Genomic DNA, 17,136 nt, shown 5'->3' with positions numbered 1-17,136 from the left:
TCTCAAGGATGATCCCGGCCTCTTGCCGGGATCGTTTTTTGTTGCGGCCAATAGCGTACAACGCAAGAAGGTCAGCATACAAAGATATGCTGACAAGGCTGCAGATTCGTGCGGATAATACACACCGCCTTAGCGCGATGCGAATAACACGCATCCCATCCGGTGCTCGTATTCCTGTTAGAGAGTAGGGATACCCTTTAATTTTATCTGGCAACGGAGGCACTCACTCCCCTGATAGGAGACATGATTATGCAAAAGACCAAACTGAATGAACTGCTGGAATTCCCGTGCTCTTTCACTTACAAAGTCATGGGTCTGGCACAGCCAGAATTGGTAGACAAAGTACTGAACGTTGTGCAAAAGCATGCGCCGGGCGATTACACCCCAAGCGTTAAGCCAAGCAGCAAAGGTAACTACCACTCCGTATCTGTGACGATCACCGCAACCCATATCGATCAGGTCGAAACCCTGTACGAAGAGCTGGGTGCCATCGATATCGTACGTATGGTGCTGTAATCAGGCTTTCGCTTGTCCGGCAACACCGTATAATGCACCTGATAATCACAACTTTATGGTGATGCTTTTGCAACATCAAACTTTGATTGTACGCCGTCTGGGCATGCAGGATTACGCATCGGTCTGGCAAGCGATGCATGACTTCACTGATCAGCGCAGCGAAAATTGCGCTGATGAAGTGTGGCTGGTCGAACATCCACCGGTCTTCACCCAAGGCCAAGCAGGCAAGGCTGAGCACTTACTGGCCTGTGGTGATATTCCGGTGATCCAGTCTGATCGCGGGGGTCAGGTCACCTACCATGGTCCGGGTCAAATCGTTATGTATGTGTTGGTGGATCTGCGCCGTCGCCGTCTCGGTGTTCGCGAGTTGGTCAGCCATATCGAAAACACCGTCATCAATACACTGGCCCACTTCTCCCTGACCGCCGCAGCGCGTGCCGATGCTCCCGGCGTCTATATTGATAATAAAAAAATCTGCTCTCTGGGTCTGCGGATCCGGCGGGGCTGCTCGTTCCACGGACTGGCCCTCAATATTAATATGGATTTGTCTCCCTTCACCCGAATCAACCCTTGCGGATACGCCGGCATGGAGATGACTCAGACAAAAGATCTGGGCGGTCCTGAAACGGTGGCAGAGGTCGAGCCGGTTCTGGTGCAGGAATTTATCAAATTACTCGGTTACTCCGGTGCTGAGTATTCTAGTTGGAAACCACTGACCAATGAGTAAACCTATTCAGATTGAACGGGGCGTGAAATACCGCGATGCCGATAAAATGGCATTGATTCCGGTGAAAAACGTTGCCGCTGAACAGAGTGAGCGCCTGCGTAAGCCCGAGTGGATGAAAATCAAGCTGCCCGCTGATTCCACCCGGATCCAAGAAATCAAATCTGCCATGCGCCACAACGGTCTGCACTCGGTGTGTGAAGAAGCTTCTTGCCCGAATCTGGCTGAATGCTTTAACCACGGCACCGCGACCTTCATGATCCTCGGCGCTATCTGTACCCGTCGCTGCCCGTTCTGCGATGTGGCACATGGCCGTCCACTGCCGGTTGATCCGGAAGAAGCCGCCAAACTTGGCCGTACTATCCGTGATATGAAGCTGAAGTATGTGGTGATCACCTCGGTCGATCGCGATGACCTACGCGACGGCGGTGCGCAGCACTTTGCGGATTGCATCAGCAGTATCCGCGCCGAAAGCCCAAATATCCGCATCGAAACGCTGGTCCCCGACTTCCGTGGTCGAATGGACAAGGCACTGGATATTTTCGCGCAAACGCCACCGGATGTGTTCAACCACAATCTGGAAAACGTGCCGCGCTTGTACCGTCAAATTCGTCCGGGCGCAGACTATCAGTGGTCGCTGACCTTGCTGCAAAAATTCAAAGAACTGCATCCAGATGTGCCGACTAAGTCAGGCCTGATGATGGGGCTCGGTGAAACTAACGAAGAGATTTTGCAAGTGATGCAAGATCTGCGCGATCACGGTGTAACGATGCTGACGCTGGGCCAATATCTGCAGCCAAGCCGTCATCACCTGCCGGTACAGCGTTATGTCAGCCCAGCTGAATTTGATGACTTCAAACAAAAAGCGCTGGAAATGGGCTTTACCCATGCCGCGTGTGGTCCGTTTGTCCGCTCTTCTTATCATGCGGATCTGCAGGCCAAAGGCGAAGAAGTTAAATAAAAGCAACGCTGGTATATTGGCGCTGATAGAACGACATCGTTGTAACGGCGCTGTTATCAAGCTGCTGTTATAGCGGTGCTGCTACAAACTGCGCTATGACACACTGAACATGACACACTGAACAAACCGAAGGCCACGGAGCAGTTTTGCCACGTGGCCTTTGTTCACTCTCGCATCGTTATTAGCCTGCTGCGGATTTAACGGGTTTTCCCCTTCACCGTCATGCTGTCTGCCTGTGTTACCCAGCCACCGCCCATCGCCGCATACACATTCACGATCGACTGAATCGCCTGCCCTTGCACCTGAACTTGGTTCAATTCCGTGGTAAACAGTGTTTGCTCAGCATCCAGTACTTCCAAATAAGGCGTATTCCCGCTGTCATAGCTCAAACGCGCGAGGCGTGCATAGCTACGCAGCGAATCCACCTGTTGCTGTAACGTGTCTTGCTGCTCTTTGATTTTCACCACCGCCGATAGCGCATTGTTGGCATCGGCAAAGGCATTTTGAATCGCCTTTTGATACTCTGCTAACAACTGCTGTTGCTGCGCACTGGCTTGCTGTATCTGGCCCTCAATACTGCCTGCGGTAAAGATGGGGCCAGCCAACTCTGCGCCCAAGCTCCACAGCGCCGCGGGGCCGGTCAGCAAATCAGTCAACGCCAAGCTCAAGCTGCCCAACGCACCGGTCAACGAAATGGTCGGGAAATAAGCCAGACGCGCTGCGGCTAAATTTGCCTGCGCGGCCACCAAATTTTGCTCCGCCACGCGAATATCTGGGCGCTGCTGCAACAACGTAGACGGTAAGTCCGCCGGAATGGCTGGTAAACTCAAGCCATCCAAGGTCTGCCCACGAGGGATCGCCTGCGGATTAACCCCCAGCAATACCGACAGCGCATTTTCCTGCTGGGCTATGCTGTCTTGCAGCCGTGGCACTTCACTTTGCGCTTGGTAATACTGCGACTCCGCTTGGTTCAGCTGCAACTGTGAAATCACGCCCGCCTTGAACTGCAAACGAAAGATCTGCAGCGACTCCTGCTGCGCAGCCGCCGTGCTACGAGCAATATGTAATTGCTGATCTAAACTCAACAGTTGAATGTAGTTGTTCGCGACCTGCGTCACCAACGTCAGCAATACCGCTTGGCGCTGCTCTTCGGCACTCAACATCTGAGCCTTGCTCGCTTCTGTCGCTGCACGCAGCTGGCCAAATAAATCCAGCTGCCAACTGGCGGTCAGGCCGACTTGATAGGTCGAGGTGTAATCACCTAACCGCCGCTGCCGACTGGCGCCCGCACCATAACCGAGTTGCGGATAGAGATCAGAGCGCGTCTCTCTAAGCTTGCCGGCTGCCTCTTCAATACGCTGGGTGGCAATCACCAGATCCAAGTTCTGCTGCAAAGCGGTTTGAATCAAACGGGTCAGTACCGGATCATTAAATTGCTCCCACCAGCGCATTTGCACTTGTTTACTGGCTTGTGAATACGGCACACGCCACTCAGCGGGAGTGCTGACCTTCGGCTTTTCATACGTAAACGGAGTGATACAGCCACTGAGCAACCACGGTATTCCGGCAACTGTGAGTGTGACTGCATGGCGAATGCTGCGTCTCATGATTGCCCCTCCTGATTGCTCTGGCCGCCTTTTGTCTCTTTATCGGCATGCTGTTGCACATGGGGTGATGACTCGGCTGTCGGCGTAACCTCACCCTCGCCACTCGGAGGCGGCGATTTTTTCCCGCGCTCGGCCAAGCGCTCAAAAATGACGTAGAACATCGGGACATAAAACAGCGCCAAGGTGGTCGCGCCGATCATGCCGCCGACAATACCGGTCCCGATGGAGTGACGTGAGTTAGCCCCTGCGCCACTGGCCAGCATCAGCGGCAAGGTACCCAGAATAAAGGCCAATGATGTCATCACAATCGGGCGCAAACGCAGCTCACCGGCTTCAATCGCAGACTCAATCAAGCCTTTGCCTTTATGTCGCAGCTCCACCGCAAACTCGATGATCAGCACGGCGTTTTTAGCCGCCAGACCAATCAGCACCAGTAGCCCGATTTGGAAGTACACGTCATTTTCAAGGCCGCGAGCCATGGTGAAAATCAGCGAACCAATCAAGCCAAACGGTACCGCGGTCAATACCGCGCACGGCAAGCTCCACGACTCAAACTGCGCCGCCAAAATCAGGAACACAATCACCAAGCCCAACGCAAAGGCAACGGTGGAAGTACTACCCGCCTGTTTCTCTTCGAAGGCTTGCCCTGACCAAGCAAAGCTATAGCCTTGCGGTAAAGTCTCCTTGGCGATTTGCTCCATCAAGGCTATCGCATCACCAGAGCTATAACCGGGAGCCGCTGAGCCGTTGATTTGCGCTGCCGGAAAGCTGTTAAAGTGCGGTACTAAATCGGGACCGGCGGCATATTTGGTTTCCATCACCGCCGACAGCGGCACCATATTGCCGACATTGTTACGGGTATAGAACTGCATCAACCACGATGGATTATCGCGGAAACGATCCTCGGCCTGCAGCACAACGTTCCACACGCGGCTTTGGTCAAAGTACTGACTAACCGTGGACGACGCGAGGAAGGTCTGCAACGTACCGTAGGCCTCTTGCACCGGCACCCCAAGCAGCATGGCTTTATCACGATCAATATCCGCCTGCAATTGGGTACTGGCGGCGTTAAAGGTCGACGACAACCCTGTCAACTCAGGGCGCTGACGCGCCTTGGCCAAAAACTGATTGGTCACTTGCTGCAACTGCGCCAAAGAGCCATTGCCAATATCTTGGATCCAGAACTGGAAGCCACCGGTAGCGCCCAAGCCGGGAATCGCCGGTGGGGAGATCGGCAGAATAAAGGCGCCTTCGATACCACGCGCTTTCTTAGCGATATCTTGCAGCACCGCATCCGCCGATTGCGAAGGCTCGGTACGCTCTTCAAACGGTTTCAGGGTAACGAAGAACGTCGCGGTATTGGTTTTAAATGAACTGTCGAGCAGGTTATAGCCGGTAATCGCCGAGCGCGTATCCACTTCAGGGTTAGAGGCGAAAATCGCATCTAACTGTTCACTGATCTCTTTGGTGCGCCGGATACTGGCAGCATCCGGTAAAATCGCCCCTGCCAGCACATAGCCCTGATCTTCTTGTGGCACGAAGCTGGATGGCAAGGCGCGAAACATCATGACGATGGCGCCCATCATCACCCCCATCAGCACCAGCGCCAAGGTGGTACGCTCAATGGTCAAGCGCACCCCACGGCCATAGCGTGTGGTGAGTGAGGCAAACAGCCGGTTAAACCAACCGAAAAAGCCACTCTGCGCCATCTGCCCCGGCTTGAGGAACAAGCCACACAGCGCTGGCGTTAACGTCAGCGCTACAAACCCCGACAGCACAACCGAGATCACAATGGTCACCGCAAACTGCTTATACAGCTGGCCGGTGGTGCCGGTTAAGAAGGCTGCCGGAATAAATACCGATGACAGCACCAACACCACCGAAATCAATGCGGTGGAGATTTCATTCATTGCCGCCAGTGAAGCGTCTTTCGCCGATAAGTGCTGCTCGTGCATCAAACGCTCAACGTTTTCCACCACCACGATGGCGTCATCTACCACCAGCCCGATAGCCAAGATCATACCGAACAAGGTCAACAGGTTGATGGTAAATCCAAGTGCCAACATGCCCACGAACGTGCCGATTAACGCGACGAATACCGCAGCAATCGCAATCAAAGTCGCCCGTACGCTTTGCAAGAACAGATAGACCACCGCAATAACCAGCACAATCGCTTCTACCAGTGTGTGCAGCACATCTTCGATGGAAATCCGCACGAAATCGGTGGTGTCCAACGTGATCTTGTAATCCATTCCTTCAGGGAAAGTCGGCTTTAAGCGCTCTAAGGTATCCGCCACATTTTTGGACACTTCGAGCGCATTGGCGCCGGGAGCCAGATAGACCGCCAAGAACGTCGCCGGGACTTTATTCAGCGCTGTATCCACCAAATATTGCTTCAGCCCCAACTGCGCCTTGGCGACATCTTGTAATCGCACCAACGCCGCGCCGTTATTTTGCGCCCGTAAGATAATGCTTTCATACTCAGAAGGCTCAACATACGGGTTTTGTGTCACCACCGGATAGGTCAACTGAGTGCCCGGCGGGTTGGGCGCTTGCCCTATCTGACCGGCACTGAACAATTTGTTTTGATTAGCGACCGCTTGCTGCACATCATCGGTTGTCACCCCTAAATTGGCCATCTTTTCAGGGTTTAACCAGATGCGCATGGCCTGATCTGCCGACCCCATGACTGACGCTTGCCCCGCACCAGGGATACGTTTAATCGCATCCAGCACATAAACGTTCGCGTAATTAGCAATGTAATCGGCGTTATAGCGGTTATCCGGCGAATAGACCCCCACCAGCATCAAGATACTGGACGAGCGTTTTTGCACCTGTACGCCATTTTGCTGTACCGCTTGCGGCAGTTGAGGTAGTGCCAGACTGACGCGGTTTTGCACCTGTACCTGTGCAATATCCGGATCGGTATCTAGCGAGAAATAGACGCTGATGTTCATCTGCCCGTTCGACGAGGAGCTGGACGTCATGTACAGCATGTTATCCACGCCGTTGATTTGCGCCTCGATAGGGCCAGCCACCGACTGGGATAACGTCTGCGCATCCGCGCCCGGATACACCGCCGTGACCTGCACCTGCACTGGCGTCATCGACGGGTATTGCTCCACCGGCAGATTCATGGCCGAAATTACACCCGCCAAAACAATCACCAGCGACAACACCGTGGCAAAAATCGGTCGTTCAATAAATACACGGGAAAACATGATCCTGCCCCCTGATTATTGCGCCTGTGCTGGCTTCTGATCGGGTTTCGGTGCAGGCACCGACTCTGGTTTCGACGTTCCCGCTGATGCGGCGTCAGCCGCTTTCAAGGCCGTCGCACTCACCTCGGTAGCAACCACTGGCGTATCAGGACGCAGCATCATGCCGCCTTCTACCACCACCTGCTCGCCCGGTTGTAAACCTTGTTCGATTAACCAGTCATGCCCCACGTAGCTACCGACCGTAACCGCCCGATATTCAGCTTTATTGTCTTTGTTCACCACCCAGACAAAGTGTCCATTGGCGCCCTGCATCACCGCCGACTGCGGCACTAAAATCGCATTTGGCCGTACCGCGCCTTTCACGGTCACGCGAACAAACTGCCCTGGGCGTAATTTGCCATCGGCATTCTCGAAGCTCGCCCGCACCAAAAAAGTGCCGGTTTTCGAGTCATATTCGGCATTAGCAAAAGTGATGCGGCCGTTTTCTGGATACACCGAGTTATCCGACAGCGTCAGTTGCACATCAAACTTGCTATCGCCCGGATAGCGTAGCAGCCCTTGGCGCATCATTTCATCGCGCTTTAACGATTGGGCTTCCGAGATACTGAAATTGACCCACATAGGAGACAACGCCGCCACATAGGTCAATTTGTCGCTAGCGGTGACATAGGTGCCTTCATCAATCAAGGCTTCACCGCTGATCCCGGTTAATGGCGATTTGATGGTGGCATAGCCCAAATTTAACTGCGCCTGCACCACTTGCGCTTTGGCCATTTCGACTTGCGCTTGCGCGGATTTTTCCTGCCCTATCGCCTGATCCAGATCCTTTTGGCTTGCCGCATTTTGCGCGGCAAGTGGCTTAATACGCCGTAAGTTTTGCTGAGCGACAAGCAAATTGGCTTTTTGCTGCGACAAGGCGGCCTGCGCGGCTTGTAACTGCGCTTGGAATGGTTTGGCATCCACTAAAAACAAGGTCTGCCCCTGCTTTACCATGGCGCCATCTTGATACACCTGCTTATCCAGAAAACCATTTACACGCGACACAATGTTGACCTGTTGCGAGCTCTTGGTCAGGCCGACAAAGGAGAAATCCTCTGGCACTTCTTGGCCTTGTAAGCGTAAGGTTTTGACCGGTATGGCCGCAGGCGAGGCGCCACTTTCGGCTGCGGTCTTATCACCATCGCAGCCTGTGAGCCACAGCAAGGAGAAGCACAGCGTCAGCAACGCAGCAAAGCGGCGAGACGCACCAGCGTGGGGCAAAGAAGAAACATGCGGAAGCTGAGCATTCCTGAATAAGAAAAGGCACATAATCGTGTTCCTTGCTGCATTTCTGGTTATGACATACAGATGCCTTTAATCAGCATAGAAGAGCGCCGTTTTTTTGCGGTCAAAAATGTCAGTTTGGCGAAAATAAAAACGCCGCCCGGCATAACCGGACGGCGTCAATAATAAGCTTGCTAATTAAAACAAGGGGTTATTTTCTGGTTAGATTATCCCCGTAGCCAATCCACTTATAGGTGGTCAGGGCTTCTAAACCCATCGGCCCACGCGCATGCAGTTTTTGTGTACTGACCGCCACTTCGGCGCCTAAACCAAATTGGCCACCGTCAGTAAAACGGGTGCTAGCGTTAACATATACCGCCGCGGCATCTACTTCTAAGGTAAAGCGATCTGCGTGCGCCAGCGTCTGAGTCAGAATGCTTTCACTATGGCCGCTACCGTGGTGGTTGATATGACTAATCGCTTCATCCAGATCCCCCACAATTTTGACGTTCAAGTCCAGCGACAACCACTCATCCACATAATCCTCAGCCTGCACCGGGATCACCTGCGCACGTGTACCGGCCGCCTGCAGCAACGCCAAACTTTCTGGGCAAGCATGTAAAGTCACACCCAAACTGTGCAAATAATTGGCCAATTCCGGCAAAAAATCTGCCGCAATATGGCGATGCACCAACAGGGTTTCCAAGGCGTTACACACGCTCGGACGTTGCACTTTGGCGTTTTCAATCACACTCACGGCGCCAATCAAATCGGCACTGGCATCCACAAACATATGACACACGCCAATACCGCCGGTAATCACGGGGATGGTGGCTTGTTCACGGCACAAGGCCTGCAACCCTGAACCACCGCGTGGGATAATCATGTCGACATACTTATCCAGTGTCAGCAATTCGGTCACCAACGCCCGATCCGGATCGTCAATCGACTGCACCGCAGCTGCCGGTAAATTGCATTCTGCCAACGCATGCTGAATAACAGCTACCATCGCCTGATTGGTATGCACAGTTTCCTTACCACCGCGTAAAATCACCGCATTCCCGGTTTTCAGGCATAAACTCGCCACATCAATGGTCACATTCGGGCGCGCCTCATAAATGGTGCCTATCACCCCAAGCGGAACGCGGCGGCGCACCAGATCCAGCCCATTATCCAAACGACTACCGTCTATCACTTCGCCGACCGGATCATGCAAGCGACTAACCTGACGCACATCGCTGGCAATTCCTTGTAGACGTTCAGGCGTCAGACACAGGCGGTCGAGCATCGCACTGCTCAAACCGGCCGCTTCGGCGGCAAACAAATCACGGGCATTCGCCGCCAGAATTTCAGCTTCCCGCGCCATCAGCTCATCGGCAATCAGATGTAAGGCCTGATTCTTTTGGGCTGAACTTAAGATAGCTAAACGGTATGACGCCTGTTTGGCGGCATACCCCATATCCGTTAAACGATTCATTGTCTTACCCTTAAATCAGAATCAGATCATCGCGGTGGATCACCACCCGTCCGTATTCGTAGCCCAAAATGTCGGCAATTTCTTGCGACTGGTGTCCGGCAATCAAACTGAGCGCATCACTGTTGTAACGGCTCATGCCACGGGCAATCTCTTTACCATTCGGTGCCCGCACGCGCAGCACTTCACCGCGCGAGAAGGTACCGCTTACGCTGACCACGCCACTTGGCAATAAAGAGCTGCCACGCTGTAAAATGGCTTGCGCCGCGCCATCATCTACCTGCAGTTCACCCGCCGGTGGTGGCCCGAAAATCCAGCGTTTACGGTTTTCTAATGGCGTGGTTTGTGGATGAAAACGGGTGCCCACGGAATGATTGGCAACCACATCGGCAATCACATGCGCTCGGCTCCCCGCTGCAATCACCACTTCGATACCGGCGCGATTGGCCACATCGGCCGCTTGTAGCTTGGTGCTCATGCCGCCAGTACCTAAACCGGATACGCTGTCACCGGCCAGTGCACGCAAAGTATCATCCACGGCGTGGACTTCGCGAATGAGCTCGGCCTCAGGGTGTTTGCGAGGGTCTGCGGTAAATAAGCCTGCTTGGTCAGTGAGCAAAATCAGTTTGTCGGCTTCGGCCAAAATCGCCGCCAACGCAGACAAATTATCGTTATCGCCCACTTTGATTTCAGTGGTGGCTACGGCATCGTTTTCGTTGATGACCGGCACAATATTCTGATCGAGTAAGGCACGCAGCATATCACGGGCGTTCAGAAAACGCTCGCGATCCTCCAAGTCAGCACGGGTCAGTAACATCTGCCCGATGTTGAGGCCGTAAATTGAGAACAGCTGCTCCCAAAGCTGGATCAGGCATGTTTGCCCCACCGCGGCCAGCAGTTGTTTCGACGCCATCGTGGGAGGGAGATCGGGGTAGCCCAAGTGTTCACGACCGGCAGCAATAGCACCGGACGTTACGATCACCATACGGTGGCCGGCTTGCTGCATCTGTGCACACTGTCGGACGAGCTCCACCATGTGTGCGCGGTTCAACTTCCGTGAACCGCCTGTCAGCACACTGGTACCCAATTTCACAACGATGGTTTGACAACTGCTCATGGGATAATGCCTGAATCCTGCTTTGGCTGAAAAAAAGTGAATCTTTGTTGTAGCAGCTTGCAGCGGCGCTGCCAACTGACTGCGCAAAAATTTTCACGATTCAGCACGCCGTTGCAGGTTCAGGCCGCCGTATTGAGATCTATGCCACATACGCCGGGCGCAGGCTGCAGTTCAATCTCCAAACTGTGTAGTAATTGGCGTAATCGCGGATAGAACACCCGTAGGGTATTGTGAACTTCATCAGCAATGGTTTTATCCGGTAACGGTTTTTCCAACCAATCACCGTTCTTATCGTAAAAACCAAAGCGATACTGATAGGTTAGCGCCTGACGATCCGCATCAGCCTGTAACTCCAGCCACCAGCCCCAAAACTCTCGTTTTTCGGTGGGTAGACGTGGATTGGCGCAAACGGCCAGACAATCGAAGAAAAACTGCTGCTCCAGACACTGGCTTTCACGCAGGTAAGGGCCAAGAGCAGTCAGTTTTCTGATCAGCTTAGAGCGGGGTTGCCCGAGAACCAGCATATGCACCTCCTTGGTGATTTGCCTATTCTTGCAGCAAATACCGGAGAGCTGGCAAGCTGTTTTATATTAGTTTTTGTTCTATCCAATCAGCAATCTGTTCCATAGCCCGTTGGAAGCCGGTTGGCAGAGGGCTGGACGGAATTTTTAAGCGTCGTCCTTCTACCGAAGACATCGCGATAAAGCGGTTTTCTTCTTCTGGGCAGAACGGATCGCCCTCAATTCCCGCCGCCAATACCGGCACCTGACAACGACGCCCCAATAGCCCTTGGTTTTTCAGCGAGTAACTTTGCAGTTCGGCGCGCAATAACCCTTCCTCCGAGGCATCGATGCCCAAGCGGCTCGCCAGCATATCCACATACATCTGCGGCACTTGGTCAAACTGACGTGGGCTACACAGCAGATGGTGCACCACGGCGCCCAGACAAGCGACGCCACGCAAACGCTGCGGCTCTAAAAACGCCAGTCGGAGCGCGGCATTGGCACCAAACCGGATCCCTAAAATCACCACTTTATGATGATCGACCCACGGCTCTTGCTCCAGATGGTGCAGCAATACCTGATGCAAACAGCTGGTGTCTTGGGTTAGTGTCCAGCGTGAAGAGGCGCCGACCGATGGCATATCCATGGTCACCATGGCAATACCACGCGGGGCCAGATATTCGCGGAACAAGCGATACGAGTCGCTATGCAGGCTATCAAGACCACCACACAGCATCACGACCGGATAAGGGCCTTCATCGCCCGGCAGGTGCAAATACGCCTGCAGCGGATGTCCTTCATGGCGCAATGACAGTTCGCGTACCTTGTAACCCAAGCAATGCGCAGCTTCTTTGTAAGCGCGGTTAGCCAGCACTTCGACTTGCTCGGCCAAATGGTCACCGCGCAGATGCGGATAACTGGCCACGCTGTAATGCAATGCAGCCTGTAGCCAATGTTCACCGGCCTGCGACTGATCGCCGGCATCCAGCGCTTTTTGCTGCCACTGCATGGCCTGATTGGCCCATTCGTAAATCCAGTTACCGCTGCGATAGCCAATCACGGTATCAAGCAAATGAGGCTGAGTGCGCTCTGCATCGCTGACCGCAATGCGCGCCAGTGTGGCTTCTAAATCAATAGGATTGATACCGCGCCAAATCCATTGCGGACGGTTCAAGACCCGATACCAGCTAGGCTCAGTTCGACCATCTAAAGAAGAGTTAATTTGTGGGTTGGCAATACGCGGTTGGCGACGGGCAATCGTCGAGGTTTCCTGCTGATTAACCTGCGGCTTAAACAGACTTTGCGAGCGGTTGATAGGTTCACTCATTGACGTACAACACTCCTGTCATCCGATGATGTTGTCGAGTTTACGCCACAGCATAAGAAAACGCCCCGCAAGATGCGAGGCGTTTAGTCAATATTTAGTCACGTCCGGCAACTGGCGGGACGAAAGTGATACCCATATCCCACGGCTGTTCAATCCAAGTCTCTTGTGGAATATCAATCACATAGTCATCAACCAGTGGGCGACCGGCCGGCTTAGCGAACATTGTCACAAAGTGCGCTTTCGGATACATCTCGCGCAGCACCTTAGCGGTACCACCGGTATCCACCAGATCGTCAACCAGCAGGAAGCCTTCGCCATCCCCTTCAGCACGCTTAAGCACCGTCAGGGCGCGCTGATGATCGTGGTCATAGCTAGAGATACACACGGTATCTACATGACGAATGCCCAGTTCACGAGCCAGCAAGGCTGCCGGTACCAGACCACCGCGGCTAACCGCGATAATGCCTTTCCACTGCTCGGCTGGCAGCAAACGGTGAGCCAATTTACGGGCGTGGATCTGCAGCATGTCCCAGCTGACGATATATTTTTCTGTCATGGCGATAACCCCGATCGCAACCCGTACTCAGCGGCATTGCGTTTCAATTTTGTTGGACGTAACACGTTATCAAGAATAAAAACGATTTCAGTAGAATGCCAGATAACCCGACAGCCTAGTGAAATCGGTCTTGGTATGCATGCAGTGGCAAACGTTTGCCAATTTACCTAAAAAAGAGCTAAAAACTGTTGGGGCGCGATTATAGAGACAACACCAGACAAAAACCAGTGATTCAGGCAGAGAATCTGCGATATATGCAATCTTTTGAAGGATTGTGCGGCCAACTGCTGCTTTTTACAGCACTGGTAAATTGCAGGCAAAAAAAACCACCTTCGCTGGAAGGTGGTAAAAATACCTAGGAATCAGGTGTGGGCCATCATAATTCACTGATAGACCAATAGGGATGAACAAAATCGTTCAATGTTGCCATCATTACCGGGCAGTGAAACCGGTAATCAGAAAATTCGGTAGCCGAACTCGCGTGGATAAACAAACTGTTGTCCGGTATAGACACCACGACGGTTCCAGAACAAATCGCAATAAATACCTTGCATAAATCACCTCATTAACAAGTGTTACTAAAGACCAATGCGGCGCCTTTAACTTGTTCTCAGTTCCTTGGAGGCGTGAGACACGGGCTTAATCCTTAAGCTTTCTAAAGTTGCGTTGCATGTTGTTGTGTTGCTTTTCTCAACGCTCAAAATAATACCACTTCGGAATTTAATTACAAGAAAAAGTGATATGTATCACGCAAAAACCTTTCAGCACTTAAACACTCCATCATTCTTGATCTAAAAATTACAGACAGAGCGCAACAATTCAGCGTTTGCAACTCATTGTCTTATCATTGGAATGGCATGTGCCGCGTGGGTCACCTCTTTTACGGCCTGTCATGTGGGTAAAATCTATCGCAGAAAACGGCAGATCATTTTTTGCTTCTGCAATGGCAGTGGTATGCTGTGACTCATAAACCTGCATTTGCCAAATAACACGCTGTTTTATTTGACAACGTAGTTATAAATAGCGCAGGGTTGATTCCACTATTACTGACAATACGGGGCCACACAGCAGTATCCCTTCATTGCTGTTTTGTCAGGCACCCGAAAGGAGTTCACGCCGTGTCTCAATTGGGCCATCTGTCACCACAACCTTTGTGGCAATTTTTCGAAAAGATCTGCTCTATTCCACACCCATCGCATCACGAAGAAGCGCTGGCAAACTACATTGTGGAGTGGGCGCGTAGCCAAAATCTGCACGTTGAGCGTGATCAGGTCGGCAACATTCTGATCCGTAAGCCAGCAACGCCAGGCATGGAAAACCGTAAACCGGTGGTGCTGCAAGCGCATTTGGACATGGTGCCGCAAAAGAACAACGACACTGAGCATGACTTCACCCGTGATCCGATCCGTCCTTATATTGATGGTGAGTGGGTAAAAGCCCAAGGCACTACACTGGGCGCGGACAACGGTATCGGTATGGCTTCTGCGCTGGCGGTGGTCGCATCGTCTGATCTGGAGCACGGCCCACTGGAAGTGCTGCTGACTATCGATGAAGAAAGCGGAATGACCGGTGCATTTGGTCTGCAACCAAACTGGCTGCAAGGCGAAATCCTGATCAACACCGACTCGGAAGAAGAAGGTGAGATTTACATGGGTTGCGCCGGTGGTATCGATGCCACTTTGACCCTGCCAGTGAGCCGCGAAGCGACACCTCCGGGCATGCACGCCTTCACCCTGACCGTAAAAGGTCTGAAAGGCGGCCACTCCGGCGGTGATATCCACCTGTATCTGGGCAACGCTAACAAGATACTGGGCCGTTTCCTGTTCGGTCACGCTGAAGAGCTGGGTCTGCGTCTGTCTGACATTCACGGTGGTACCCTGCGTAACGCAATTCCTCGTGAAGGTGCTGCGACCTTTGTGCTGCCACAAGCCAACGTAGAGCGTCTGCAAGCACTGGTAAGCAAATTCACTGAAATTCAGAAAAACGAGCTGGGCGCGATCGAGCCAAACCTGACTATCCTGCTGGATAACGCCGCGCAATCGGCTCAAGTTTTCGCCCACGATGCACAGCAACGTCTGCTGGCGCTGCTGCACAGCTGCCCGAACGGCGTGATGCGTATGAGCGATGCCGTGCCAGGCGTGGTGGAAACCTCGTTGAACGTCGGTGTCGTTACCACCTCTGACAGCGAAGTGAAAATTGTCTGCCTGATCCGTTCTCTGATCGACAGCGGCCGTTGTGGCGTGCAAAACATGCTCAAAGCGCTGGCTCAGCTGGCAGGCGCAAACGCTGAGTTCACCGGCGGCTACCCAGGCTGGAAACCAGACAGCAGCTCACCAATCATGCAAGTGGTGCGTGAAACCTACCAAGACATGTTCGGCAAAACCCCGAACATCATGGTGATCCACGCCGGTCTGGAATGTGGCCTGTTTAAAGAGCCATACCCACAAATGGATATGGTGTCTGTCGGCCCAACCATTCGTGGCCCACACTCACCAGATGAGCGCGTACACATTGCTAGCGTCGATAAATACTGGCAATTACTGACCATGCTGCTGAAAAACATTCCTGCGCGTGGTTAATCACCGGTAAGGCTATCTGGCCGATTATCCATGACAAAAGGGTTGTCCATAGGACAACCCTTTTTTATGCCGCTAATTTATTTCGCGAAGTACGTGATGCGCAGTCTACCGCTAGCTCCACGGCAAAGCCAATTGCCGAATCAATTGTGGGTCAAGCAAGGTTACATGTAAGCCCACTAATCGCACCCCACGCCCTTCGCAGCGCTGCCAAACCGACTCGGCCAGTTGCAACAAATCATCGAGGCACAACACCGGATAGACATGCTCTTGGGTGGTTAGCTGAAAATCGGAAAACTTAAGCTTCACCCCTTGCCGCGCAATTGCCAAAGACGGACTCACCCGCTGCAAGCGACGCTCTAATTCGGGATACAACTCCGTCACCAACCGGCGGCACTCGTCGAGCGAGTTAATATCTTCGGCTAAGGTGCGCTCTACCCCAACCGATTTGCGCTGTCGATCAGGGTTAACTTCCCGCTCATCAATCCCCTGACTGCGTTGCCACAGCATATGTCCTTGCTTGCCAAACTTGTCGGCTAACGTTTTCAGCTCCACACGATGAACATCGGCGCAGGTATACAGCCCCATATCAGCCAGTTTTTGCGCTGATACTTTGCCAATACCGGGGATTTTATTGAGCGGCAATGCGGCGACAAAATCCGGCATTTGCTCTGGGCGAATAACATACAGCCCATCGGGCTTATTCATGTCGGAGGCGATTTTGGCCAGAAACTTTACCGGCGCAACACCCGCGGAAGCTGTGAGTTGTAACTCTTCGCGGATAGCACGCCGGATATCCTCGGCAATCCAGGTCGCCGAGCCGTGGAATAAGCTGCACTCGGTGACATCTAAATAGGCTTCATCCAATGACAGAGGTTCAATACGCGGGGTATAGCGGCGGAAAATGGCATGTAGCTGTTGTGAAACCCGTTTGTACACATCCATCCGCCCAGGTAATAGCGTCAGATGCGGACACAGCTTAAAGGCTTGCGCGGTAGGCATGGCACTGTGCACACCAAAACGGCGCGCCACATAATTACAGGTGCTGATCACCCCGCGCCGCTCACTTCGCCCGCCGATAGCCAACGGTACATGGCGCAATTTGGGGTTGTCGCGCATTTCGACTGCTGCATAAAAGCAGTCCATATCAATATGAATAATCTTCCGCATACCCGCCTCGCATCACTGTATAAATATACATGCAGTGATAGCTGAATGACAATCCAGCAGGCAGAAAAAAGCCCCTGTCGTGACAGGGGCCAATATCAGTACCATCGAGCATCACTCCCGC

General features: G+C 53.0%; 13 protein-coding genes. 4 read left to right on the top strand and 9 right to left on the bottom strand.

Going from position 1 to position 17,136, the window contains the following annotated elements; all coding sequences use genetic code 11:
• The first annotated feature begins 249 nt into the window (after window positions 1-249).
• From ybeD to lipA, 3 genes are read left to right on the top strand one after another with little or no spacing between them, the layout of a single operon-like run.
• Window positions 250-516: a DUF493 family protein YbeD gene (gene ybeD, locus LQ901_RS02750; protein WP_010864275.1), complete on the top strand. Its 267-nt coding sequence runs from the start codon at window positions 250-252 to the stop codon at window positions 514-516.
• A gap of 55 nt (window positions 517-571) precedes the next feature.
• Window positions 572-1,243 (top strand): lipoyl(octanoyl) transferase LipB, encoded by a 672-nt coding sequence (gene lipB / locus LQ901_RS02745; RefSeq protein WP_010864276.1) that lies wholly within the window; start codon window positions 572-574, stop codon window positions 1,241-1,243.
• Window positions 1,236-2,201: a lipoyl synthase gene (gene lipA, locus LQ901_RS02740; protein ID WP_010864277.1), complete on the top strand. Its 966-nt coding sequence runs from the start codon at window positions 1,236-1,238 to the stop codon at window positions 2,199-2,201. Before lipB ends, lipA begins: the two co-directional genes overlap by 8 nt.
• 197 nt (window positions 2,202-2,398) lie before the next feature.
• On the opposite strand, the gene LQ901_RS02735 is transcribed toward lipA, so the two are convergent.
• The 8 genes from LQ901_RS02735 to gpt all read right to left on the bottom strand — a co-directional run bounded on the left by LQ901_RS02735 (window position 2,399) and on the right by gpt (window position 13,269).
• Window positions 2,399-3,808, bottom strand: coding sequence for an efflux transporter outer membrane subunit (locus LQ901_RS02735; RefSeq protein ID WP_152109421.1), 1,410 nt, complete (start codon window positions 3,806-3,808; stop codon window positions 2,399-2,401).
• Entirely contained in the window at window positions 3,805-7,029 is a 3,225-nt protein-coding gene (locus LQ901_RS02730) for an efflux RND transporter permease subunit (protein WP_233671951.1), read from the bottom strand. The genes LQ901_RS02735 and LQ901_RS02730 overlap by 4 nt, the downstream gene beginning before the upstream one ends.
• Before the next feature lie 15 nt (window positions 7,030-7,044).
• Entirely contained in the window at window positions 7,045-8,337 is a 1,293-nt protein-coding gene (locus LQ901_RS02725; protein ID WP_233671950.1) for an efflux RND transporter periplasmic adaptor subunit, read from the bottom strand.
• A 166-nt stretch (window positions 8,338-8,503) separates the two neighbouring features.
• Window positions 8,504-9,769 (bottom strand): glutamate-5-semialdehyde dehydrogenase, encoded by a 1,266-nt coding sequence (locus LQ901_RS02720; protein ID WP_064978073.1) that lies wholly within the window; start codon window positions 9,767-9,769, stop codon window positions 8,504-8,506.
• 10 nt (window positions 9,770-9,779) lie between these two features.
• Window positions 9,780-10,883 carry a glutamate 5-kinase gene (gene proB, locus LQ901_RS02715; protein ID WP_039045525.1) on the bottom strand — a complete coding sequence of 368 codons (1,104 nt, stop codon included), beginning with the start codon at window positions 10,881-10,883 and terminating at the stop codon, window positions 9,780-9,782.
• 119 nt (window positions 10,884-11,002) lie between these two features.
• Window positions 11,003-11,407, bottom strand: coding sequence for a sigma factor-binding protein Crl (gene crl, locus LQ901_RS02710; RefSeq protein ID WP_010864283.1), 405 nt, complete (start codon window positions 11,405-11,407; stop codon window positions 11,003-11,005).
• 61 nt (window positions 11,408-11,468) lie between these two features.
• The gene (gene frsA, locus LQ901_RS02705; RefSeq protein ID WP_233671949.1) at window positions 11,469-12,713 is read right to left on the bottom strand and encodes an esterase FrsA; all 1,245 of its coding nucleotides are present in this window, start codon (window positions 12,711-12,713) and stop codon (window positions 11,469-11,471) included.
• Window positions 12,714-12,807: 94 nt separating this feature from the next.
• Window positions 12,808-13,269 (bottom strand): xanthine phosphoribosyltransferase, encoded by a 462-nt coding sequence (gpt, locus tag LQ901_RS02700; protein ID WP_039045523.1) that lies wholly within the window; start codon window positions 13,267-13,269, stop codon window positions 12,808-12,810.
• 1,118 nt (window positions 13,270-14,387) lie between these two features.
• Between gpt and LQ901_RS02695 the strand changes: the two genes are divergently transcribed.
• Window positions 14,388-15,848, top strand: a complete 1,461-nt coding sequence (locus LQ901_RS02695; RefSeq protein WP_152136401.1) for an aminoacyl-histidine dipeptidase — start codon at window positions 14,388-14,390, stop codon at window positions 15,846-15,848.
• 111 nt (window positions 15,849-15,959) lie between these two features.
• Here the strand turns inward: LQ901_RS02695 and dinB are convergent, their stop codons facing one another.
• Window positions 15,960-17,015, bottom strand: coding sequence for a DNA polymerase IV (gene dinB / locus LQ901_RS02690; protein ID WP_010864287.1), 1,056 nt, complete (start codon window positions 17,013-17,015; stop codon window positions 15,960-15,962).
• Window positions 17,016-17,136 lie beyond the last annotated feature (121 nt).

The organism is Plesiomonas sp. PI-19, assembly GCF_021368255.1.
GTDB classification, from domain to species: Bacteria; Pseudomonadota; Gammaproteobacteria; order Enterobacterales; family CAMTGL01; genus Plesiomonas; species Plesiomonas shigelloides.
Note: the sequence above shows the minus strand (reverse complement) of the source record. Positions and strands in the feature narration are given on the sequence as shown.